General features: G+C 62.8%; 21 protein-coding genes. 11 read left to right on the top strand and 10 right to left on the bottom strand.

From position 1 onward, the window contains the following. Window positions 1–4: 4 nt before the first annotated feature. Window positions 5–1,555 (bottom strand): murein biosynthesis integral membrane protein MurJ, encoded by a 1,551-nt coding sequence (murJ, locus tag H281_RS0121190; RefSeq protein WP_020069157.1) that lies wholly within the window; start codon window positions 1,553–1,555, stop codon window positions 5–7. Between the two features lie 504 nt (window positions 1,556–2,059). On the opposite strand from murJ, the gene rpsT reads away from it, so the two are divergent. Beyond that, on the top strand, window positions 2,060–2,338 hold the full coding sequence (gene rpsT, locus H281_RS0121195; RefSeq protein ID WP_020069158.1) for a 30S ribosomal protein S20: 279 nt from the start codon (window positions 2,060–2,062) through the stop codon (window positions 2,336–2,338). Window positions 2,339–2,521: 183 nt separating this feature from the next. Here the strand turns inward: rpsT and H281_RS0121200 are convergent, their stop codons facing one another. Then, window positions 2,522–2,869: a DUF3579 domain-containing protein gene (locus H281_RS0121200; protein WP_020069159.1), complete on the bottom strand. Its 348-nt coding sequence runs from the start codon at window positions 2,867–2,869 to the stop codon at window positions 2,522–2,524. 447 nt (window positions 2,870–3,316) lie between these two features. On the opposite strand from H281_RS0121200, the gene argF reads away from it, so the two are divergent. Both argF and H281_RS0121210 read left to right on the top strand, forming a co-directional pair. Further along, window positions 3,317–4,246 carry an ornithine carbamoyltransferase gene (argF, locus tag H281_RS0121205; RefSeq protein WP_020069160.1) on the top strand — a complete coding sequence of 310 codons (930 nt, stop codon included), beginning with the start codon at window positions 3,317–3,319 and terminating at the stop codon, window positions 4,244–4,246. A gap of 269 nt (window positions 4,247–4,515) precedes the next feature. Continuing rightward, a complete protein-coding gene (locus H281_RS0121210) occupies window positions 4,516–5,742 on the top strand; it encodes an argininosuccinate synthase (RefSeq protein WP_020069161.1) in 1,227 nt (408 codons plus the stop codon). 273 nt (window positions 5,743–6,015) lie between these two features. Here the strand turns inward: H281_RS0121210 and murB are convergent, their stop codons facing one another. Then, window positions 6,016–7,062 carry a UDP-N-acetylmuramate dehydrogenase gene (gene murB / locus H281_RS0121215; RefSeq protein WP_020069162.1) on the bottom strand — a complete coding sequence of 349 codons (1,047 nt, stop codon included), beginning with the start codon at window positions 7,060–7,062 and terminating at the stop codon, window positions 6,016–6,018. A gap of 174 nt (window positions 7,063–7,236) precedes the next feature. On the opposite strand from murB, the gene H281_RS0121220 reads away from it, so the two are divergent. Further along, complete coding sequence (locus tag H281_RS0121220) at window positions 7,237–7,722, top strand: YajQ family cyclic di-GMP-binding protein (protein ID WP_020069163.1); 486 nt, start codon at window positions 7,237–7,239, stop codon at window positions 7,720–7,722. Between the two features lie 135 nt (window positions 7,723–7,857). Here the strand turns inward: H281_RS0121220 and plsY are convergent, their stop codons facing one another. Together plsY and ybaK are read right to left on the bottom strand one after the other, a co-directional pair. Beyond that, window positions 7,858–8,502, bottom strand: a complete 645-nt coding sequence (gene plsY / locus H281_RS0121225; protein ID WP_020069164.1) for a glycerol-3-phosphate 1-O-acyltransferase PlsY — start codon at window positions 8,500–8,502, stop codon at window positions 7,858–7,860. Window positions 8,503–8,663: 161 nt separating this feature from the next. Next, a complete protein-coding gene (ybaK, locus tag H281_RS0121230; RefSeq protein WP_020069165.1) occupies window positions 8,664–9,155 on the bottom strand; it encodes a Cys-tRNA(Pro) deacylase in 492 nt (163 codons plus the stop codon). Between the two features lie 140 nt (window positions 9,156–9,295). On the opposite strand from ybaK, the gene H281_RS0121235 reads away from it, so the two are divergent. Continuing rightward, the gene (locus H281_RS0121235; RefSeq protein WP_027804819.1) at window positions 9,296–10,858 is read left to right on the top strand and encodes a class I adenylate-forming enzyme family protein; all 1,563 of its coding nucleotides are present in this window, start codon (window positions 9,296–9,298) and stop codon (window positions 10,856–10,858) included. Window positions 10,859–10,908: 50 nt separating this feature from the next. Here H281_RS0121235 and xerD read toward each other — a convergent pair whose 3' ends face one another. The 3 genes from xerD to queG form a co-directional block, all read right to left on the bottom strand. Further along, window positions 10,909–11,862: a site-specific tyrosine recombinase XerD gene (gene xerD, locus H281_RS0121240; protein ID WP_020069167.1), complete on the bottom strand. Its 954-nt coding sequence runs from the start codon at window positions 11,860–11,862 to the stop codon at window positions 10,909–10,911. Continuing rightward, a complete protein-coding gene (locus tag H281_RS0121245) occupies window positions 11,859–12,329 on the bottom strand; it encodes a methylated-DNA--[protein]-cysteine S-methyltransferase (protein WP_020069168.1) in 471 nt (156 codons plus the stop codon). The genes xerD and H281_RS0121245 overlap by 4 nt, the downstream gene beginning before the upstream one ends. Window positions 12,330–12,405: 76 nt before the next feature. Continuing rightward, the gene (queG, locus tag H281_RS0121250; RefSeq protein WP_027804820.1) at window positions 12,406–13,653 is read right to left on the bottom strand and encodes a tRNA epoxyqueuosine(34) reductase QueG; all 1,248 of its coding nucleotides are present in this window, start codon (window positions 13,651–13,653) and stop codon (window positions 12,406–12,408) included. A gap of 17 nt (window positions 13,654–13,670) precedes the next feature. On the opposite strand from queG, the gene tsaE reads away from it, so the two are divergent. Further along, window positions 13,671–14,243 carry a tRNA (adenosine(37)-N6)-threonylcarbamoyltransferase complex ATPase subunit type 1 TsaE gene (gene tsaE / locus H281_RS0121255; protein ID WP_020069170.1) on the top strand — a complete coding sequence of 191 codons (573 nt, stop codon included), beginning with the start codon at window positions 13,671–13,673 and terminating at the stop codon, window positions 14,241–14,243. After that, entirely contained in the window at window positions 14,225–15,838 is a 1,614-nt protein-coding gene (locus H281_RS0121260; RefSeq protein ID WP_027804821.1) for an N-acetylmuramoyl-L-alanine amidase, read from the top strand. The genes tsaE and H281_RS0121260 overlap by 19 nt, the downstream gene beginning before the upstream one ends. Before the next feature lie 103 nt (window positions 15,839–15,941). Here H281_RS0121260 and H281_RS0121265 read toward each other — a convergent pair whose 3' ends face one another. Further along, entirely contained in the window at window positions 15,942–16,823 is an 882-nt protein-coding gene (locus H281_RS0121265; protein ID WP_020069172.1) for an O-acetylserine/cysteine exporter, read from the bottom strand. A 175-nt stretch (window positions 16,824–16,998) separates the two neighbouring features. Between H281_RS0121265 and H281_RS0121270 the strand changes: the two genes are divergently transcribed. Both H281_RS0121270 and trxA read left to right on the top strand, forming a co-directional pair. Further along, window positions 16,999–17,874 carry a pirin family protein gene (locus H281_RS0121270; protein WP_020069173.1) on the top strand — a complete coding sequence of 292 codons (876 nt, stop codon included), beginning with the start codon at window positions 16,999–17,001 and terminating at the stop codon, window positions 17,872–17,874. A gap of 97 nt (window positions 17,875–17,971) precedes the next feature. Then, on the top strand, window positions 17,972–18,820 hold the full coding sequence (gene trxA / locus H281_RS0121275) for a thioredoxin (RefSeq protein WP_020069174.1): 849 nt from the start codon (window positions 17,972–17,974) through the stop codon (window positions 18,818–18,820). 80 nt (window positions 18,821–18,900) lie between these two features. Here trxA and tcdA read toward each other — a convergent pair whose 3' ends face one another. Next, entirely contained in the window at window positions 18,901–19,752 is an 852-nt protein-coding gene (gene tcdA, locus H281_RS0121280; protein ID WP_020069175.1) for a tRNA cyclic N6-threonylcarbamoyladenosine(37) synthase TcdA, read from the bottom strand. Window positions 19,753–19,972: 220 nt separating this feature from the next. Here tcdA and pdxH point away from each other — a divergent pair, with 220 nt between their 5' ends. Continuing rightward, window positions 19,973–20,614 carry a pyridoxamine 5'-phosphate oxidase gene (pdxH, locus tag H281_RS0121285; protein ID WP_020069176.1) on the top strand — a complete coding sequence of 214 codons (642 nt, stop codon included), beginning with the start codon at window positions 19,973–19,975 and terminating at the stop codon, window positions 20,612–20,614. A 143-nt stretch (window positions 20,615–20,757) separates the two neighbouring features. Continuing rightward, window positions 20,758–21,972 (top strand): SAM-dependent methyltransferase, encoded by a 1,215-nt coding sequence (locus H281_RS0121290; RefSeq protein ID WP_020069177.1) that lies wholly within the window; start codon window positions 20,758–20,760, stop codon window positions 21,970–21,972. The last annotated feature ends 47 nt before the right edge of the window (window positions 21,973–22,019 follow it).

The raw sequence follows: 22,019 nt of genomic DNA on the forward strand, positions 1-22,019 counted from the left end.
GTAATCACTTCACTCGCCTTTTGAAATACGCGTATTTGAAGCCCATCAGCCAAAGCATACCGAAATATAGCGCGGCGAACAGCACGAGGCAGGCGCCCAGCAGCGCGATACGGTCGATCGGCCGGTCATGCATGCCGATCCAGTCGAAGCTCTGAGCGAGCCAATGCATCAGGCCGGCCAGCACGAGGCACGCACCGAGCAACTGCACAAAAAACTTGAGCCAGCCGCTCGACGGCATATAGATGCCGCGCTTGCGCAACCCGAGAAACAGCAACAGCGCGTTGCCGCAAGCCCCGAGCCCGACACTCAGCGTGAGCCCTGCATGCGAGAAGATCGGCACGAACACATAGTTGCTCAACTGCGTGAGGACCAGCACGCCGATGCCGATTTTCACCGGCGTCTTGATGTCCTGCTTCGCGTAAAAGCCCGGCGCGAGAATCTTGATCAGAATCAGGCCGATCAGGCCAACGCCGTAGGCGGCAAGCGCACGCCCCACCATGACGACCGAGTTGCCGTCGAACTTGCCATAGTGAAACAGCGTGGCCGTCAACGGCTCGGCGAAGAAGAAGAGCGCGACTGCGCTTGGCGCGGCCAGCAGGAACGTGACGCGCAAGCCCCAGTCGAGCAGCGACGAATATTCGTGAGGGTCGGCGTCGACATGCGCCTTCGAGAGACTCGGCAGCAGGATCGTGCCAAGCGCCACCCCGAGCAACGCGGTTGGGAACTCCATCAGCCGGTCGGCGTAGTTGATCCACGAGACGGCGCCCGGCCCGATGCGCGACGCGATGTTCGTGTTGATGATGAGGCTGATCTGCGCGACGGACACGGCGAACATCGCCGGCACCATCTTCGAAAGCACGCGCTTCACGCCGCGATGCGCAAGCGCGCGAACCGGATTGAGGCCGATGCGCGGCACCATGTCGATCTTTTTCAGACCGGGCAACTGCACGAGGAACTGCAACAGACCGCCCACGATCACGGCCCACGCGAGCGCATAGACCGGCGTGTGCATTCGCGGCGCAAAGAACACCGCGGCGACGATGAACGCGACGTTGAGCAAAACCGGCGCGAACGCGGGCAGCGAAAAGTTCTTGTACGTGTTCAGAACGCTCGACGCGAGAGACGTGAGCGAAATGAAGATGATGTACGGGAACATGATGCGGGTCATCGTGACCGCGAGCGCGTAGGCCTGGCCTTCGTGAGCGAGACCCGAGGCAACCACGAATACGACGCCCGACGCGCCCAGGACGCCGATCAGCGACAGCACGGCGAGCGCCCAGGCGAGCACCGTCGAAGTAGCGTCGACGAGCGCCTTGGTGGCGTCGTGCCCCTGCTGATTCTTGAACTCGGCGAGGATCGGCACGAAGGCCTGCGAGAACGCGCCTTCGGCGGAAATGCGGCGCAGCAGATTCGGAATTCGGAAGGCGACGTAGAACGCGTCAGTGTATTGACTGGCGCCGAACGCGCGGGCGATCAGCGTTTCGCGGGCCAGTCCGGTCACGCGCGACAACAGCGTGAAGCCGCTGACCGTCAGCAGGGCTCGGAATAGATTCATGGGGCGCCTATTATAAGGGTGCCGCAGATGCGGACGACGAGCCGGAAGCGATTCGGACCGATTTACCCGGCAGACGTTCGCGGCGCGGCGGCGAATTGCGTCGTTTTTTGTTGCCTCGCCCACGGGCGGTTGCAAATGAACTTGCGTCCGCGGACAGCGTTGGGGCCTCGGGTCACGGAGATCCTGCCGACCAAGGCGCGGCACGCAGGCAGCGCATTCCCGTTGCCACGTCCATGATTTTGTTGCTATAATCGCCGGTTTCGAAGCTCGCTCAGTTCGCGGACGGCTTCCGGATAGGGCTGAGGCTGGCACCAGGTTATCTGCTACCAGTCTGCAATACGCCGGAACATGGCGCCGCAAACATCGGCCCGCCTTCGCGTAGTTCGACCGTTTTTCGACACTTTTGCGCTCTTGGGCAATCGCTTCCAAGAGTTCGGATCTAAAAGCAGCGCCTCACCACTTGAAGGTCAGGTACTGGAAACAGGAACAGGATAAGGAACCGTCATGGCTAACTCCGCACAAGCACGCAAGCGCGCCCGCCAGGCCGCCAAGGCAAACTCGCACAACTCGGCACTGCGCTCGAAGTTCCGCACGGCTATCAAGGCAGTGCGCAAGGCGATCGACGCCGGCGACAAGGCTAAGGCCGCTGAAATCTTCCAGGCATCGTCGAAGACCATCGACATCATCGCCGACAAGAAAATCGTTCACAAAAACAAGGCAGCTCGCCATAAGAGCCGCCTCGCCGCAGCCATCAAGGGTCTGCAGGCGTCCGCAGCACAGTAATTCCGGTCAGCCCGCTTCGGCAGGCTACCTCCTGTTTCCGCTGCGCATGAAAGCCCGCTTTGGCGGGCTTTTTTGTTGGCTGCGCGAGACTAGAGAAGGGCTCGCGGCTCTGCCGCCGCACCGGCACAAAAAAACCCGCGAGCAGCGGGTTTTTTGCATTCTGAAAAGCCAGCGCAGCGCGCCTCAAATGAAGTGTCGTTTGGTTTGCGGCGGCGGAGCATGCTCGAGTTCGAGTTCGCACGCTTCGGTCACCACTAGGTCGTTGTCTTTCGCGAAGTTCATGACGAAGTCGAACGCCATGGGTTCGATGTCCCGCAAGCGCGAATCGAGAATCACGCACTTGAGGTCGCCAATCATGGTTGGCCGGACGTACACCGAGTACTGCATGTAGGCGTGCGGACCTTTCCGCGCGCCCGGCCCGAAAGATGACATCACACCCGCGAGCCGCTCCGACCAGTCGCTCGGCCGGAATTTCTTTCCCGTCGACGTGATGCCCTGAATGAAATATTCGGTTGGAGCTGCTTCGGCCATGTAGGAATACCTGTGTGACTGCCCAGCGGACGACGGCGACAGCAAGCGATAAAACGGATTTTGAAACCCTGAGCCTCGCGTGTGAGCCGCTCCAGAGCGCCGCGCCGGCGGAGACCGTGAGGCGGGCTGAGCCGCTGTGAGCACGTGGAGACGGCGCACCGCGAACTGCCCTTCCGAACCGCGCGAGCCATACGAGCCGTGCCCCCGCCGAAGCGAAGCACCGGCCTGCTGGGCCTTGGAATAACCCGCAGATTATAGCGCAGCAGGCCTTTTTCCGCACTGCACACAAGCTCGTTCACACAGCACACCGAACCTTTCAAAGCGCTTTTCCGGCCTTTTCGCCGACTCGTCAAACGAGGCGAAATCCTTTATGCTGCATTGAGTTACCACATAACGACGGCGGCGCCGTCCGGCAATCCTGCCGGGTGAGACCGCCGTATTTGTTTCATGACCGCCAAGAAAATTCGCCACTATCTGCAGTTCAAGGATTTCTCGCTAGACGACTACGAGTACGTGCTGGAGCGCGCGCGAATTCTGAAGCGCAAGTTCAAGAACTACGAGACTTACCATCCGCTGCACGACCGCACGCTGGCGATGATCTTCGAAAAGAATTCGACTCGCACACGCCTCTCGTTCGAAGCCGGTATTTTCCAGTTGGGCGGCCATGCCGTCTTCATGAGCACGCGCGACACGCAGTTGGGTCGCGGCGAACCGATCGAAGACGCAGCGCAAGTGATCTCGCGCATGGTCGATATCATCATGATCCGCACGTTCGGTCAGGACATTATTCAGCGCTTTGCCGAAAATTCGCGCGTGCCGGTGATCAACGGTCTCACAAACGAATATCACCCGTGCCAGGTGCTGGCCGACATTTTCACGTACTTCGAGCATCGCGGTCCGATTCGCGGCAAAACGGTTGCGTGGGTCGGGGACGCCAATAACATGCTGTACACATGGATTGAAGCTGCGCAGATTCTCGGCTTCAAGCTGCGCCTGTCCACGCCGCCGGGCTACAAGCTCGACCGCGCGTTGGTCGCAGCGGAGAGCGCGCCGTTCTTCCAGGAGTTCGACGATCCGAACGAAGCTTGTGCAGGTGCCGATCTCGTCACCACCGACGTGTGGACCAGCATGGGCTTCGAAGCGGAAAACGAAGCGCGCAAGAAGGCCTTTGCCGACTGGTGCGTCGACGCGGAGATGATGTCGCGCGCCAATGCGGACGCCCTCTTCATGCACTGCCTGCCAGCCCACCGCGGCGAAGAGGTGAGCGCGGAAGTGATCGACGGCCCGCAAAGCGTCGTATGGGACGAGGCCGAAAACCGTCTCCACGTGCAGAAGGCGTTGATGGAATATCTGCTGCTGGGCAAGCTCAATCACTGAGCCGACCGCTTTGCAGCCACTGCGTGAGGCGCGGCCGGGCGTCGACTGAGCGGCAAGGCATCGGCGCCGGGGCCTCGCACAGCACCCAATGCGCCGCTGCACTTCCAGTCGACAATCAGGCCGCAAGTGAGCGCGCAAATGCGCCGCCACTCTGCGCAGAAGCCGCAAAATGCGGCCACGCAGCCGTTTAGTGTCAAAATAGTTGTTTTCCGCGCTCCGGGACCGCCGGTGCGCCTTGTTTTCCCGCTTTTTCCAGCTACGAGTTCACCATGAGCGATATCAAGAAAGTCGTGCTCGCCTATTCGGGCGGCCTCGACACCTCCGTCATCCTGAAGTGGTTGCAGGACAACTACGACGCCGAAGTCGTCACGTTCACGGCCGACATCGGCCAGGGCGAAGAGCTGGAACCGGCGCGCAAGAAGGCACTGCAACTCGGCATCAAGCAGGAAAACATCTTCATTGAAGACCTGCGCGAAGAATTCGTGCGCGACTTCGTGTTCCCGATGTTCCGCGCGAACACGATTTACGAAGGCGAGTATCTGCTGGGCACGTCGATCGCGCGTCCGCTGATTGCCAAGCGTCAGATCGAAATCGCGCGCGCCACCGGCGCGGAGGCGGTATCGCATGGCGCAACCGGAAAGGGCAACGACCAGGTTCGGTTCGAACTCGGCTACTACGCGCTCGAGCCGGGCATCAAGGTGATCGCGCCGTGGCGTGAATGGGATCTGTTGTCACGCGAAAAGCTGCTCGCGTATGCGGAAAAAGCTGGCATTCCGATCGAAATGAAGCACAAGCAAGGCGGCGCGCCGTATTCGATGGACGCGAACCTGTTGCACATCTCGTTCGAAGGCCGTCATCTGGAAGACCCGAAAGCGGAAGCCGAAGCCGACATGTGGCGTTGGACCGTGTCGCCCGAACAGGCGCCGGATCAGGCCGAATACGTCGATATCGAATACGAGCACGGCGACCCGGTCGCGCTGAACGGCAAGCGCCTCTCGGCGGCGGAAATGCTCACCGAGTTGAACCGTCTCGGCGGCAAGCACGGCATCGGCCGTCTCGACCTGGTGGAAAACCGCTATGTCGGCATGAAGTCGCGCGGCTGCTATGAAACGCCGGGCGGCACGATCATGTTGAAGGCGCACCGCGGCATCGAGTCGATTACGCTCGACCGTGAAGTCGCGCACCTGAAAGACGACCTGATGGCCCGCTACGCGTCGCTGATTTATAACGGCTACTGGTGGAGCCCGGAGCGTCGCGCGATTCAGGTGCTGATCGACCACACGCAGGAGAAAGTCAACGGCTGGGTGCGCCTGAAGCTGTACAAGGGCAGCGTGTCGGTGGTCGCTCGCGATTCGAAGGAAACGCTGTTCGACAAGACCATTGCAACGTTCGACGACGACGGCGGCGCCTACAACCAGGCCGACGCCGGCGGCTTCATCAAGCTGAACGCTTTGCGTATGCGCATCGCGGAGAACGCCCGCCGTCAGCGCGGCTAAGCCAGAAGCTTCGGCAAGGGCCACTTCGCGCCGTGTGAAGTTCAGCGCCGAGACATGCACTCGGCGCGGCGCACGGTAGCGGACGGCGACGACCTGAGCCGCGATCGACGCATGATGCGCTGAAAGCGCGGCTGACGCCGCAACGCAGACATACAAAAAGGCGCCGGGGCCAAAAAGCCCCGGCGCCTTTATTTTTTCCTTACCGTCAGACGGTTAGCGGCTTGTCAGTCCGGCTCACGCCGGCCATTAGGCTCGGCGACGCGCCGCCCGCAATCACACGCAAACGGGCTCGGCTTCCAGTTCGACGCCAAATCTCGCCTGCACATCGCGTTGAATTGCTCGTGCAAGCGCCAGCACATCTGCCCCGCTCGCACCACCGCGATTGACCAGCACCAGCGCCTGGCGCTCGTGAACGCCGGCGGCGCCCAGCGCACGGCCCTTCCACCCGCAACGGTCGATCATCCACCCTGCCGCAAGTTTCACGCGCCCGTCGGGCTGCGCGTACGAAATCACGTCCGGCTCGCTGCTTTTCAGCGCTTCGAACTGCGCGGCGTCTATCACCGGATTCTTGAAGAAGCTCCCTGCGTTACCCAGTTCAAGCGGATCCGGCAACTTGGCGCGCCGCACCGCGACGACGGCGTCGAAGATCGCCTTTGCGTCGGGCTGTTCGCCATTGGCGGCATAACCGTTCGCGGCGAGTTCACGCGCCAGGTCTGCATAACCCGCGCGCGGTTGCCACGCCTTCGGCAAGCGGAAAACGACCGACGTGATCACGAAACGATCGCGCCCTTCGCGCTTGAAAAAGCTGTCGCGGTAGCCAAACGCGCAGGCGTGCGCATCGAACTCGACCGTCTTACCCGACGCAAGCTCGACGGCCCGCAGCGACGCGAAGCGCTCGCACATCTCGAGGCCGTACGCGCCGATGTTCTGGATCGGCGCCGCGCCCACCGTCCCGGGAATCAGCGCAAGATTTTCGAGACCGGGTAGCCCTTGAGCGAGAGTCCACGCAACAAAGTCGTGCCACGGTTCGCCGGCCGCCGCTTCGACATACACGGCGTCGGCGTCTTCGCGCACGATCCGGCGCCCGCGCAAGGCCACAAGCAGCACCAGTCCAGCGAAGTCGTCTGTCAGCACGACATTGCTGCCGCCGCCGAGCACGAGACGCGGTAAGCCGGCCGCGCGCGGGTCGCGCACCGCGGCGAGCAATTGCGCTTCGCGCTCGATGCGGCAAGCCCACTGCGAGCGGACATCGAAGCCGAAAGTGTTGTGGGCCTTGAGCGGATAGCCGGCAACGAACTCGGCGGAATCGGTGTGAGACATTGGATGAGAACTATCGGGCGACGAGCCGAAAACGGCTTCGGGCTGCGGCCGCGCGGCGGCCTTAGGCAAATGGGGGCGGCGTCGGTAAAATGACATCGGTCCGTGATTATAGCGAGTGCCGCACGACGAGCCGACCGGCTGCGTCGCGCACCGCCGCACTATTGGGAGAATGCAATGCCATCGTTTGACGTCGTCTGCGAAGCGAACATGATCGAAGTCAAGAACGCGATCGAGCAGTCCAACAAGGAAATCTCAACCCGCTTCGACTTCAAAGGGTCCGACGCGCGCGTCGAACACAAGGAAAACGAAATCACCGCCTATGCGGACGATGACTTCAAGCTCGGCCAGGTGAAAGACGTGCTGCTGTCGAAAATGGCGAAGCGCAACGTGGACGTGCGCTTTCTCGACTACGGCAAGATCGAGAAAATCGGCGGCGACAAGGTCAAGCAGGTCATCAAGATCAAGAAAGGCGTGTCCGGCGATCTGTCGAAGAAAATCGTGCGACTCGTGAAAGACAGCAAGATCAAGGTTCAGGCGAGCATTCAGGGCGACGCGGTTCGCGTCACCGGAACAAAGCGCGACGATTTGCAAAGCGTGATCGCAATGCTGCGCAAGGACGTGACCGACACGCCGCTCGACTTCAACAACTTCCGCGACTGAGCGTTTGTTCAAGAAGCGCCACGGCGCGTAAGCCATGGCGGGCGCTGCAGCGGCGGGCGCATTGCAAACGCAGGCAACAGTTGCAAAGGCATCGCACCCGCAGCACGCAGCCGCGCGCGGCCGCAACCCAGCCGCTCAACGATCCTCGCCTGCCCCCGCGCCGGCAGCCGCAGCCGCCTTTTTCTTGTCGCCGATGCGGCTTTCCTCGCCGCGCATCAGCTTGGCGATGTTGCCGCGATGACGCCACACGAGCAGCGAGCTCATCACGACAATGGCCAGCGCAATGATGTGCGGCCCGAACAGGAAGCCGTCGAAGATCGGCGCGAATACTGCCGCCGCCAAGGCGGCGAGCGACGAATAGCGCGTGAAGAACGCCACGATCAGCCACGTCAGCAGCGTTGCCACGCCGAGGATCGGGTTGATCGCGAGCAGCACACCGGCCGCCGTTGCCACGCCCTTGCCGCCCTTGAAGCGGAAGAACACCGGATACAGGTGGCCCAGGAACACGGCGACGCACGCAATCGCCACTGACGTATCGTCGAGCCCGTAATGGGCGCCGAAATGCACGACGAACCACACCGGCAGCCAGCCTTTGAAGGCGTCGCCGATCAACGTCAGGATCGCGGCCTTCTTGCTGCCGCTGCGCAATACATTCGTCGCACCGGGGTTGCCCGAGCCGTAGGAGCGCGGGTCGTCGAGCCCCATCGCGGCGCTCACGATCACGGCGAACGACACCGAACCGATCAGGTAGGCAACGACAGCAACGATCAGGTTTTGCATCTGTGACTCTTAAAAGGATCGGCGGTCTGCAACTGGATACCTCAACCGCTCGGGGAACGAAAATCGCAACGGAACGTGACGCAATGCAGCGGACCAAAGAGGCGGACCGAGCGGCGCACATTCTACCGAACGCGCGCTCGCTACGAACATTCAAGCAAACGTCAATCGACGCTCGCGCACTGCACCGGCTTCGCTGCCAGCAGGTCGGTGAGCACCTTCGGCTCGATGCTGATGAGAAAGCCGCGCCGGCCACCGTTCAGCCAGATTCTGTCCATCTCGAGAATGCTCGACTCCACGTACACTGGCATCTGCTTGCGCGTGCCGAACGGCGAGGTTCCGCCGATCAGATAGCCGGAATGACGATTCGCCACCTCGGGCTTGCACGGCTCGACGCGCTTCGCGCCAATCTGCCGCGCGAGGTTCTTGGTACTGACAGTACGGTCGCCATGCATGAGGACGATGAGTGGCTTGGCATGCTCGTCTTCCATGACGAGCGTTTTCACCACATGATGTTCGTCCACACCCAGCTGGCGCGCCGATTCACCTGTGCCGCCATGCTCGACATAATCGTATGGATGCTCGCCGAAAACGACGCCGTGACGGCGCAGGAACTGCGTGGCAGGCGTTTCGGATACGTGTCTGGATTTGCTCATCGGCGCATTGTAATGGCGAGTTTGCACAACGGCTATTTGCCGAATGGTCAATTGTGCGGCTCGATGCATTGTGGCACGATCGTTCGAAAATCTTCCGGCGCGATGCACGCCGGGCACGCAATCGCATTCAGGAGACGCCCTTGAGTACCGCTTCGCCTTTACGCTCCAGGATCGACGTTCCCGCTCTGCTGGCCGCCCTGCCCGCGCGCATCTCCGATATTCCCGCGCTGGCGGCCGGGCGCGATCCGCAACACGTCGCGTTGATCGAGGACGGACGCCGTCTCACCAACGCCCAACTGGTTCAGGCCGTCGAAGCCACCGCTGCATTGCTTCGCGATTGGGGCGTGCGTGGCGGCGACCGGGTCATGATCGTGGCGGAAAACAGCATCGCGCAGATCGTGCTGCTCTTCGCGACCGCGCGGCTCGATGCCTGGGCGCTCGTGTCGAATGCGCGCCTGTCGGCGTCCGAACTTGACGCGATTCGCGCGCACGCGCAGCCGCGCGTGACGGCCTACGTGGTGGAAAGCTCAGCCGATGCCGGTCAGCACGCGCAGCGTCATGGAGCAAGCGCAGCGCCAGACGTCGCGCCGGGTATCGGCGCGTGGTCTTTCACGGTGGACACGTTCGCGCAAGCCGAACCGGTGGAAGCCGCGAACGACCGCCAATGCGCGGCGCTCATTTACACGACCGGCACGACCGGCGCGCCAAAGGGCGTGATGCTGTCGCATCGCAATCTGCTGTTCATCGCCGCGGTATCGAGCCGCCTGCGCCAGGTCCGTCCCGACGATGTCGTCTACGCCGTGCTGCCGATCTCGCATGTGTACGGCTTTGCGTCTGTGTGTCTCGGCAGCCTGTACGCTGGCGCGACCTTGCGCCTCGCGCCGCGCTTCGCGCCGGGAGCGGTGCGGCGCGCGCTTGCCGACGAACGCGTGTCGATTTTCCAGGGCGTGCCGGCCATGCATGCGAAATTGATCGAACATTTGCAGACGCACGGGCATGCGTGGCACGCGCCGCATCTGCGCTTCATCTATTCAGGAGGCTCGCCGCTCGACGCCGCGCTGAAAGCGCACGTCGAAAGCGTCTACGGTCTGCCGCTGCATAACGGCTATGGCATGACGGAGAGCAGTCCCACGGTTTCACAGACCATGCTCGACGCGCCGCGCCGCGACTGCTCGGTGGGCGAGGTCATTCCGGGCGTCGAAGTGCGTTTCGTCGGCCTCGACGGCGCCGATGTCGCGGTCGGCGAAACCGGCGAGCTATGGGTGCGCGGCCCCAACGTGATGCTTGGCTACTATCGCAACCCGCAGCAAACGCGCGCCGCCGTGACCCAGGACGGCTGGCTGAAAACCGGCGACCTGGCGCGGCAGGACGCCGACGGCGCGCTGCATATCGTCGGACGCAGCAAGGATTTGATCATTCGCTCCGGCTTCAACGTGTATCCCGCCGAGGTCGAGCACGTGCTCAACGCGCATCCGCAGGTCGTTCAGTCGGCGGTGATCGGACGCCCTGTCGAGGGCAACGAAGAGGTTATCGCGTTCGTCGAACTGGCGGCAAATGCAAGCGTGACGCCGGCTGAACTGACTGCCTGGTGCGTCGAGCGCCTCGCGCCCTACAAGCGGCCCGCCGAAGTGAAGGTGCTTGCCGCGTTACCGGCTGCATCGACGGGGAAGATTCTCAAGCACCGGTTGCGCGAATTCCTCTGAAGCCGCAACGGACGACAGCGACAGCGGCAACGGCCGGCGCATAACCACGTTCATCCACGCGGATGATGCTGCGCATGCAGCGACTTCAGCCGCTCGCGCGCCACGTGGGTATAGATCTGCGTGGTCGAAATGTCGGTGTGCCCAAGCAGCAATTGCACCACGCGCAAGTCGGCGCCGTGATTGAGCAGATGCGTTGCAAACGCATGCCGCAACGTGTGCGGCGACAACGGCGCGTGCACACCGGCCACCGCCGCATGTCGCTTGATGATGTTCCAGAACTGCTGGCGCGTCATGCCCTCGGCACGGCTCGTGACAAACAGCGCGTCTGCCGCGCGCGGGCCGAGCAGCGCCGGTCGTGCGTCGCGCAGGTAGCGCTCGATCCAGCCGTGCGCCTCTTCGCCGAACGGAATCAGCCGCTCTTTCGAGCCCTTACCCATTACGCGAACCACGCCTTCGTTCAGACCGACTTCCACCGTCTTCAGCGTGACGAGTTCGGTAACACGCAAGCCGCTCGCGTACATGAGTTCGAGCATCGTGCGATCGCGCAGACCCAGGGCGGTTTCGATGTCCGGCGCGCCGAGCAACGCCTCGACTTGCGCTTCGCTGAGCGTCGACGGAAAACGCGGCGGTTGTTTCGCCGAACGAATGCGCAACGTCGGATCGACTTTCGCGCGATGCTCGCGCACGGCCCACCCGTAGTAGCGTCGAAACACCGAGAGTCGCCGATTCGCCGACGTCGATTTGTCTTTTTGACGCGCGGCGCTGTACGCGTTCAGATCGGCCTCGCTGGCGGTGTCGAGCGACGCGTTGCGCGTTTGCGCGAGCCATTCGCTAAAGAGACGCAGGTCGCGGCGGTATGCGTCGAGCGTGTTCCGCGACAGACCGTGTTCGAGCCAGAGCGCGTCGCAGAATGCGTCGATCGACGCGGAACTCGTCGCGAACAAAGGCGACGATAGCGGCGAAGGCGGTTGCGCGCTCGCGTCTTCAACCAGGGTATCGCTCATGCGTAGGGAAGGCCTTCATGCGTCAGCAGCCAACGCTTGACGTTGCGAAAGAAACCGTCTTCGGCGTGATGCGCGAATCCGCCGATGCCGCTCGAACTCACCACGCGATGACATGGAATGACAATGGGAAAGTAGTTGGCGCCGCACGCCTGGCCGACCGCGCGCGGCACACTGCCGAGTTGCCGGGCAAGCTGGCCGTAGGTCACCACGGCACCCGGCGGAATCTCGCAAATTGCCTGCCACACGCGTCGCTGGAAAGCGGTGCCGACCGGAGCGAGCGGCAGTTCGAATGTCGCCGACGCCTCGCTGAAATACCGCTCGATCTGCTCGACCACCTGTCGCGCCAACGGCGTGTCAGGCGCGACGTTCTGCATCGACTCGGGCAAATAGACGATCTCGCGCACAGCCTCGCCTTCCAGGCGAATGCCGACCTTGCCGAACGGCGCGTCGATCACTGCGTTGAACATGGCGCCTCCTGACTCGCGCGACGATGATTCGAGACATACAACAGACTCGCGGATTGCCGATACTTTACGCCGCTTTTCATGCCGCTTCGAGCGCCCATTGCACGTGCTCGCGCACCACGTGAGAAGAATCGTCGGCGCGGCGCTCGAGCGCCTCTACGATCGCCTTGCGGGCGTCCGCACTCAAACTCTCGCGCGGCGCACGCAGCGCATTGCCCATGCCCACGGCAAGATTGCGCAGCCAGCTTTCGTAGCCGATACGGCGGATCGCACTGCCCTGCATGCGCGTGTCGAACTCGTCCGCGCTCCAGCTGAACAGTTCCACCAGCGACGCGCGATCGAGCCCGTGCCGCACGTCGAAATCGGCGACCGGCGCAGCCTGCGCGAACTTGTTCCACGGACACACGAGCTGGCAATCGTCGCAGCCATAAACACGATTGCCGATCAGCGGTCGCATGTCGACGGGAATGCTGCCCTTCAGTTCGATGGTCAGATAAGAGATGCACAAGCGGGCATCCACCTTGTAAGGCGCGACGATCGCGCCTGTCGGACACGCGCCGATGCAGCGCGCGCAACTGCCGCAATGCGAGCCCGGCGTTTCAGGCGCGTGCTCGGGCGACGTCTCGGCGTCGGTCGGCAAAGGCACATCGACATAAATTTCGCCAAGGAAGAACAGTGAACCCGCATCGCGTTGCAGCAGCAGCGTATGTTTGCCGCGCCAGCCGATGCCGGCCTTTTGCGCAAGCTCCACTTCGAGCACCGGCGCGGAGTCGGTGAACACGCGATAACCGAACGCGCCGATCTCCGCCTGAATTTTCTCTGACAGATGTTGCAGACGGTTACGCATCACCTTGTGATAGTCGCGGCCGCGCGCATAAATCGACACCACCGCGGCCGACGGATCGGCCAGCCGCGCATGCTCGACAGCCCGCCAGTCCTCGCTGAGCGGCGCTTCCTGCGGTTCGCTTTCGCCCGGCTTTCCGCTCATTGCATGGGCGGGCAAATAGGCGATGCGAGCGGTAATCACACGTAGCGTGCCGGCCACAAGCTCGGCAGGCCGCGCGCGTTTCATACCGTGTTTCGCCATATAATCCATCTCGCCGTGGCACCCCGCTTCCAGCCAGGCTGCAAGCGGCGCTTCGGCAGCGGAGAGATCGGTGTCGCTAATGCCGATCGCCCCGAAACCCAGTTCACGGCCCCACGTCTTGATGTTTCGCGCGAGCGCATGCAGCGCCGCTTCATCGAATTGACGCTCGGCGCGCGCCTCGTCGCAAGACGTCGGCGCATTGGGCGCAGGGGACACGGGAGACTCCGGACTTCGGTTCATCACGCCATTTTACGAGAATGCCTGACCATCCCGATCGCGCGATCGCGCCGCCCGCCGAAGTTCTGCTCGAACGCGCCTTCGCGTTCGCGGACGAAGCCGCCACGCTCGCATTCGGCGAGCGCTTCGCACGGGCCATCGAAAGCGTCGCCGTCGCGGCGCAAGGCCAGGTCAGCGGCCAGGCTGCTCAGGCATTCCACGGTTTACAAGTACAACTGGTCGGCGATCTCGGCGCCGGCAAAACCACACTCGTGCGCGCCACGTTGCGCGGCCTCGGTCACACGGGCCGCGTGCGCAGTCCCACGTACACGCTCGTCGAGCCCTACGTGCTCGAGCGACCCACCGGGGAACTCGCGCTTTATCACTTCGATCTGTACAGATTCACCGATCCGGCCGAATGGGCCGACGCCGGCTTTCGCGAGTATTTCGACAGCGGCGCGGTCTGCCTCGTCGAATGGCCACAACGCGCGGGGCGTCTTCTCGGCATGCCGGATCTCGTCTTCTCGCTCGACCTGGATAGCGAGGGCGACGGCCGCGTACTCGTCGCACGGGCATACAGCGAAACAGGAAAGGCATGTCTCGAAAGATGTTGATCAAACCGTTCCGCTCGATCGAATCAGCGGCCACCGCAACGCATAACTGGCGGCGCCGGCAGATTCTGTGCGCGGGCGCATCCACGCTTGTGCTCGGTCTCGTCGCACCGCGTCTTGCACTCGCCAGCTCGGTGCTCGGCGTGCGCGTATGGCCCGCGCGCGACTACACGCGGGTGACGATCGAATCCGATCAGCCGCTGCAAAACGCGCAGCAGTTGCTTCAGGGTCCGGACCGGCTCGTGGTCGATCTCAGCGGCCTCGATCTCGACCAGGCGCTGAAGGACCTCGTCTCGAAGATCACGCCAAACGATCCGCAGATCCAGTCGGTGCGAGTCGGCCAGTTCCAGCCGCACGTCGTGCGTATGGTGTTCGACCTGAAGGGCTCGGTGAAGCCGCAGGTGTTCGCACTGCCGCCTGTCGGCGCGTACAAGTACCGGCTCGTGTTCGACCTGTATCCCGCCGTCGCGCCCGATCCGCTGATGGAACTGCTCGCGCAGAGCGAGCGCAAGCAGCAAACGCTGAACGAAGAAAACAACGCGCCGCCGGCCACGTTGAGCGGCCCGGGCACGACGCCGCCGGTCGCCGACAATAGCGAAGCGTTCTTCGAGCGTTATGCGCAAAACGGCGGCAGCGGGTCGGCGCCGAGCGTGCCACGTCCACCCGCGCACGGCGCACCCACGCCACTGCCGCCGATCCCGCCGATCATCGCGAAGCCGGCGACACCGGGCGCTCCCGCGTCGCCGCCAAGCGCAATCGCGCGCAACAAAGGCAGCGGTAGTAACGGTAGTAACGGTGGCAACAGCGCTAACAGCCTCGGCAACGACGACGACGCCAGCGACGACACCTACGCGTTCACCACGCCGAAGCCGGGCAAGAGCAACACGGTCCGCCTACTGACTGTCGCGATCGATCCAGGGCATGGCGGCGAAGATCCGGGCGCAATCGGCGGCTCGGGCACTTACGAAAAGCACGTCGCGCTCGACATCGCCAAGAAGCTGCGCGCGAAGATCGACGCGCAGCCGAACATGCGCTCCATGATGACTCGCGACGCCGACTTCTTCGTGCCGCTCAACGTGCGCGTGCAAAAGGCGCGGCGCGTTGGCGCAGACCTGTTCGTGTCGATCCACGCGGACGCGTTCACCACGCCCGAGGCGCGGGGCTCGTCGGTGTTTGCGCTGTCGGAGCACGGCGCGTCGAGTGCAGCCGCGCGCTGGATGGCGAACAAGGAGAACTCATCGGATCAGATTGGCGGCATCAACATCAAGTCCGCCGACGCGACCGTCAACCGCGCACTGTTCGACATGTCCACCACCGCGCAGATCCGCGACTCGATGCGCTACGGCAACTTCGTGCTGAAAGAGATCGGCGGAATCAACAAGCTGCACAAGGGCTCGGTCGAACAGGCGGGATTTGCGGTGCTGAAGGCGCCGGATATTCCGTCGATCCTCGTGGAAACCGCGTTCATCAGCAACCCGGACGAAGAACGCCGCCTGAACGACGACGCGTACCGCGACAAGATGGCGGACGCGATCATGACGGGCATCAAGCGTTACTTTGCGGCGAACCCGCCGCTAGCGAAGAACCGCATGACGTGACGCACGTGTAGCGCGCTGTCATTCGACGACGCATACGACGACGAAAAAAAACGGCCGCAGCAATGCGGCCGTTTTTCCTTTCCTTTTCGTTCAGTAGCGCGATTCAACGCGCCGGCGATAGGCGCTGAGCGACCCATCCGCCGAACACGTTGACCGCGAGACCTGCCATTACCAGTACCGCGCCGGCGATCTGCGCGCCGGAAAGCCGTTCATCGAGAAAGAGCGATGCAGACGCCAGGCCGACGATCGGCACGAGCAGCGAAAACGGCGCGACCTGGCTCGCCGGATAGCGCGACAGCAGACGGCTCCACAAACCGTAGCCGATCAGCGTGGCGATGAACGCGAGATAAACGATCGCGAAGATCGACATGGCGCTGATACCCGACAGCGCCGCAGCGATTCGCTGCGGACCCTCCAATGCATACGACAGCGCCAGGAACGGCAGCGGCGGAATCAGGCTGCCCCACACCACGAGGCCGACCAGATCCACCTTGCCGACTTTCTTCGTGACGATGTTGCCGAGCGCCCACGAACACGCGGCGCACAGCGTGAGAAGGAAACCGGCGAGCGTCATGGCGTGACCGCCTTGCATGCCTATGACGGCGAGCCCGGCAGCTGCGATCAGCAAACCGGCGACGTTCGGCAAGCGGAAGCGTTCGTGCAGGAAAAACGCCGCAAAGATCAGCGTGAAAAATGCCTGCGCCTGCAATACGAGCGACGCGAGCCCCGCAGGCATGCCGACGTACATGGCCGAGAACAGGAAGGCGAACTGCCCCAAGGAGATCGTCACGCCGTATGCCAGCAGCCAGCGCCACGGCAATTGCGGACGCTTGACGAAAAATATCGCCGGAAACGCGGCGAGCATGAAGCGCAGCGCGCCTAGCAGCATGGGCGGCACGCCATGCAAGCCCACCTTGATTACAACGAAATTGACGCCCCACGCGATCACCACGATCAGCGCGAGCAGCAGGTCCCTGGGTGACATCCCAGTCTCCAATTGATTATTGAACCTGCCAGTTTAGCGGAGGGTGGCGGGACACGTGATTGTTCGTGCTACGGATTTTCGGAGCAGGACTGTGCTGCGAAACGTCGTCGTTGCGCCCTCCGCAGTAGAATCGTCCATTGAGAAATTTCTTCCTCCTTATTCAGCCGAGCCCGCCATGTCCTCTTCGATCAAAGCAGTTCTCAAACCGCATCTGCGCGATGTCGGCAGTCTGACTGTGCGGCGCGTGCTGCCTGCAATGGCCGCGCGGCTGATCGGACCGTTCATCTTTTTCGACCACATGGGACCGGCGACGCTGGAACCGGGCGTCGGCCTCGACGTTCGTCCGCATCCGCATATCGGCCTTGCCACGGTGACCTTCCTGTTCGAAGGCGCGATCATGCATCGCGACAGCCTCGGCTCCGAGCAGAAAATCATCCCCGGCGACGTCAACTGGATGACGGCCGGGCGCGGCATCGTCCATTCCGAGCGCACGCCCGCCGAGGACCGCGCGAACGGCCAGACCATCCACGGCATTCAGACGTGGGTCGCGCTGCCGCTCGAAGACGAAGAGGTGGAGCCGTCGTTCGCGCACCACGCCGCCGACACGCTGCCGGTGGTCGAACGCAACGGCGTCACGCTGCGCGTGATCGCCGGCACGGCCTTCGGCGAAACCTCGCCTGTCACGACGTTTTCCGGCACGTTGTATGTCGCCGGCGAGTTCGCGCCGGGCAGCGCCTTCGCGCTGGAACCGGAGCATGAGGAACGCGGCGTGTATCTTGTCGACGGCGATCTGGAAATCGACGGCACGCCGCTCGAAGTTGGCCAGATGGCAGTGCTCGCGCTCGACGAGACTGTCACCCTCGCGAGCACGCACGGTGCGCGCGTGATGGTGCTGGGCGGCGAGAAACTCGACGGTGAACGCTTTATCGAATGGAATTTCGTCGCAAGCTCGCGCGAGAAGATCGAAGCCGCGAAAATGGCATGGACCAATCAGGAGATGGGCAAAGTGCCGGGCGAAACCGAATGGATTCCGCTGCCGCAAAAGAAATGACGGCCAGTCCCGGCGACAGCGCGGCGCGCATTGAACATTGAATCCACGCCGTTCGGCCCCAACTAGCAGACAAACCGTTTTTATCGACGAGGACGCAATGGACACCACTTTGGCCACATTTGAAAAGGACGTCATCACGGCGTCGACACTGGCCCCTGTGCTGGTCGATTTCTGGGCGCCGTGGTGCGGCCCCTGCAAGACGCTTGGCCCGATGCTGGAAAAGCTCGAAGCCGAAGCCGCCGGCAAATGGAAGCTCGTCAAGGTGAACGTAGACGAGAATCAGGAACTCGCCGCGCACTTCCAGGTGCGCAGCATCCCGCACGTCATGGCGTTTGCCGACGGCCAACCGGTGGATCAGTTCATCGGCGTGCTGCCTGAGGGCCAACTGCGCGAATTCATCGAGCGGCTGGTGCCGCAAGGCGCGGATGCCGCGCGTCTCGAGGCGCAGACCGCGCTCGAAGAAGGTCGCCGCGAAGACGCTTACGATGCGCTCGAATCCGCGCTCGCCTACGACCCGGGCTTCGACGAAGCACGCATGGATCGCATCGAGATGCTGCTCGACGACAACCGCATCGACGAGGCGCGCAACGAAGTCGATCTGCTGTCGCCGAAAACCACGCAAGGCATCGACGCACGCTTCAACGCGATCAAGACGCGGCTCGACGCCGTGGATGCCGCCGCCGACCTGCCGCCCACCGACGCACTGGAAGCGCGCGTCGCAAGTCATCCGGACGATCTGGAGGCGCGTTTCGATCTGGCAAGCGCGCTGATCGCACGCCGCAAATACGAGGGCGCGCTGGAACATCTGCTGGGCATCGTGCAGCGCGACCGCACGTTCCGCGACGACATTGGCCGTAAGACCATGCTCTCCGTGTTCGATCTCGCCGCGCATCAGCCGGAACTGGTGTCGCAATGGCGGCGCAAGCTAAGCGCGGCGCTGTACTGAAGCGAGTCTAGGCACCTCGCGTGCGGCGTCGGGCTGAATTCCGGCTCGTCCCGCACGCCGCTTGCCACGCCAGAAACGCGTCACCCCGCCTGTTTCGCCAAAGCACGCAGCACATGCGCGGCGGCGGCGAAACCAAAACTCGCCGTCACGCAAACGCTCGAACCGAAGCCCGCACAGTTCAGGCCGATCGGCCCCGTATGACCGGGCGACGTGGTGACGTGCTCCGCTTCCGCATCGATATCGCAGACCGCCGCCTCCGGGTAGATGAGCGGCTCGTCCGAATACACCGCGCTCACCTTGAATTTCGCTTTCGGCCCGCGCGGAAACCCATGCTGTTTCCGCAACTGCCCACGCACCTTGGAAAGCAACGGGTCCTGAATCGTCAACGCAAGATCGTCGATGCGAATGCGCGTCGGATCCAGCTGGCCGCCCGCGCCGCCAATCGTGATCAACGGCTGCTTGCGCTCGACGCACCACGCGATCAGCGCGGTTTTGGTGCGCACGCTGTCAATCGCGTCGATCACATAGTCGAAGCCGCCGCCTAGCGTCGCCGCGAAATTGTCGGGCTCGACAAAGTCTTCCACGAGGCGCACGTCGCAGAACGGATTGATTGCCGCGATGCGCTCAGCCATCGCTTCGACTTTCGGTTTTCCGTAGTTGCCGTCAAGCGCGTGAATCTGCCGGTTCGTGTTGCTCTCGGCGACATTGTCGAGATCGATCAGCGTCAGTGTGCCGACAGCGCTGCGCGCCAACGCTTCGGCCACCCACGACCCGACTCCGCCAATGCCGATCACCGCGACATGCGCGCTTTCGAAAGCGGCGAGCGCCGGCGCGCCGTACAGACGCGCAATGCCGCCGAAGCGCCGCGCACGGTCGGCGGTTTCACTCCCGTCGAGGCTGGTAGTAAGATCGGATTGCGCGGTGGTCGACATGATAGGACTCGTTGAACAGGCAGGAAACGGACGCGCGTCTAGATCGCGCAGCCGTATTTTGCCTGAACGCCTGCATGAGCATTGCCGCCGCAATCACCCTGTCGCGCTCCGGGGCATTACCCGATCATGCACGCCGGGCCTGCGTCGCGCTTGACCCAGTCGCGCGCAAAAAATTAATGCCTTAGCTATACTGCCCTGACTGTAGCGTTCGCATAACAACATGACCTCACTCGCCGAACTTCGAAAAAACTATTCGCTGGGTTCTCTGGACATCGGCGACGTAGATCGCAACCCGTTCCGGCAATTCGACGTCTGGTTTCAACAGGCTGTCGACGCGAAGCTGCCCGAACCGAATACGATGACGCTCGCCACCGTCGACTCGCGCGGCCGGCCTTCGGCGCGCATCGTGTTGATCAAGGGCGTCGACGAACGGGGCTTCGTGTTCTTCACCAACTACGAAAGCCGCAAAGGCCGCGAGCTAGCCACCAATCCGTACGCGAGCCTGCTGTTCTACTGGATCGAGCTCGAGCGCCAGGTGCGCATCGAGGGGCGCGTCGTCAAAACGAGCGCGGAAGAAAGCGACGCGTATTTCGCGTCGCGTCCGGCCGGTTCGCGAATCGGCGCATGGGCATCGAATCAGAGTCAGGTGATTGAAAGCCGTTCGCAGCTCGAAACGCGCGAACGCGAAATGCGCCTGCAATATGGCGATGAACCTCCCCGTCCGCCGCATTGGGGCGGTTATCGTTTGGTGCCCGAAGCAATCGAATTCTGGCAAGGCCGGCCGTCGCGTCTGCATGACCGCCTGCTTTACACGCGCGTAAGCGAGAACAGCAACTGGCAGATCTCCCGTCTCTCGCCGTGAATCGACACAAACAATGCCGCCAGCGCGCAGCCAACGCAGCAGCGCGCGGCGCACGGATCGCATCTCGCGGCATGGGAGTCGCGCCGCATTGATTTGCGCTCCACACAAGCTTCGCTTTAGTTCAACGGACACGGAGAGATCGCATGTTCTGGGAGAAAAAGCTGGCGCAGTGGGTGGAAGAAGTAAAAACCAAGGCTGACTTACCAGCACGTCTCGTGCTGTGGGACGGCCAGCAACACGACTTCGGGCGGTTCGCCGCGCCTCAGGTCACGTTGCATGTGAAAAGCGCGACGGCGCTGCCTTACCTGCTCGAACCGAGCCTCGACAATCTGGGCGAGGCGTACGTCAAGGGCAAGATCGACATCGAGGGCAAGCTCTCGGACATCATCAACGTGGGCTATCAGCTCGCGCGCAATACCGTCACGAGTGCGAGCAAACTCGCACGCATGCGGCGCTATTTCCAGCATTCGAAAGCGTCGGACCGGAAGGCGATCCAGTATCACTACGACGTCTCGAACGAGTTCTACAAGCTGTGGCTCGACGAGAACATGGTGTACTCGTGCGCGTACTTCGAGAACGGCAACGAAGATCTGGCGACCGCGCAGATCAAGAAAATCGACCACATCCTCACCAAGATCCAGTTGCAGCCGGGGCAGCGCCTGCTCGACATCGGCTGCGGCTGGGGCGCGCTGGTGCTGCGCGCAGCGCAGAAATTCGGCGCGCAATGCGTGGGCGTGACGCTGTCGCAGAACCAGTTCGATCTCGCCACGGCGCGTGTGAAAGCTGCGGGCCTCGAAAATCAGATCGAGATTCGTCTGCAGGATTACCGCGACGTCGAAGGGCAATTCGACCGCATCACGAGTGTGGGCATGTTCGAGCACGTCGGACGCAAAAATCTTCCGGGTTATTTCAGGAAGATGCACGACCTGCTCGCCGACGACGGCGTCGCGATGAACCACGGCATCACGTCGAGCGACTCGGATAGTGGCGAAACCGCGCTTGGCGGCGGCGAGTTCATCGACCGCTATGTGTTTCCCGACGGCGAGTTGCCGCACATCAGCCTCGCGCTCGAATCGATGCAGCGCGGTGGGCTCGAAGCGGTTGACGTCGAAAGCCTGCGCCGTCACTATGCGCACACGCTCGACATCTGGGCGGAGAATTTCGAGGCGCACGCGGAAGAGGCCCGCAAGCTCGTCGACGACGAAAAATTCCGCATCTGGCGCGTCTATCTGGCCGGCTGTGCGTACGCATTCGAAAACGACGACGTCTCCATCTATCAGGTCGTATGCCGGAAGGCCGGCCGCAGTGCGAAAACCCTGCCGTGGTCGCGCCGCTACATGTACGAGAAGCCGCTGTGACGTGAGCGCCGCAGCGTCGTGCACCAGCGTGCCGCCGCGGCGCAAAC

It is taken from the genome of Paraburkholderia caledonica, assembly GCF_000383275.1.
Taxonomy (GTDB): Bacteria; Pseudomonadota; Gammaproteobacteria; order Burkholderiales; family Burkholderiaceae; genus Paraburkholderia; species Paraburkholderia caledonica.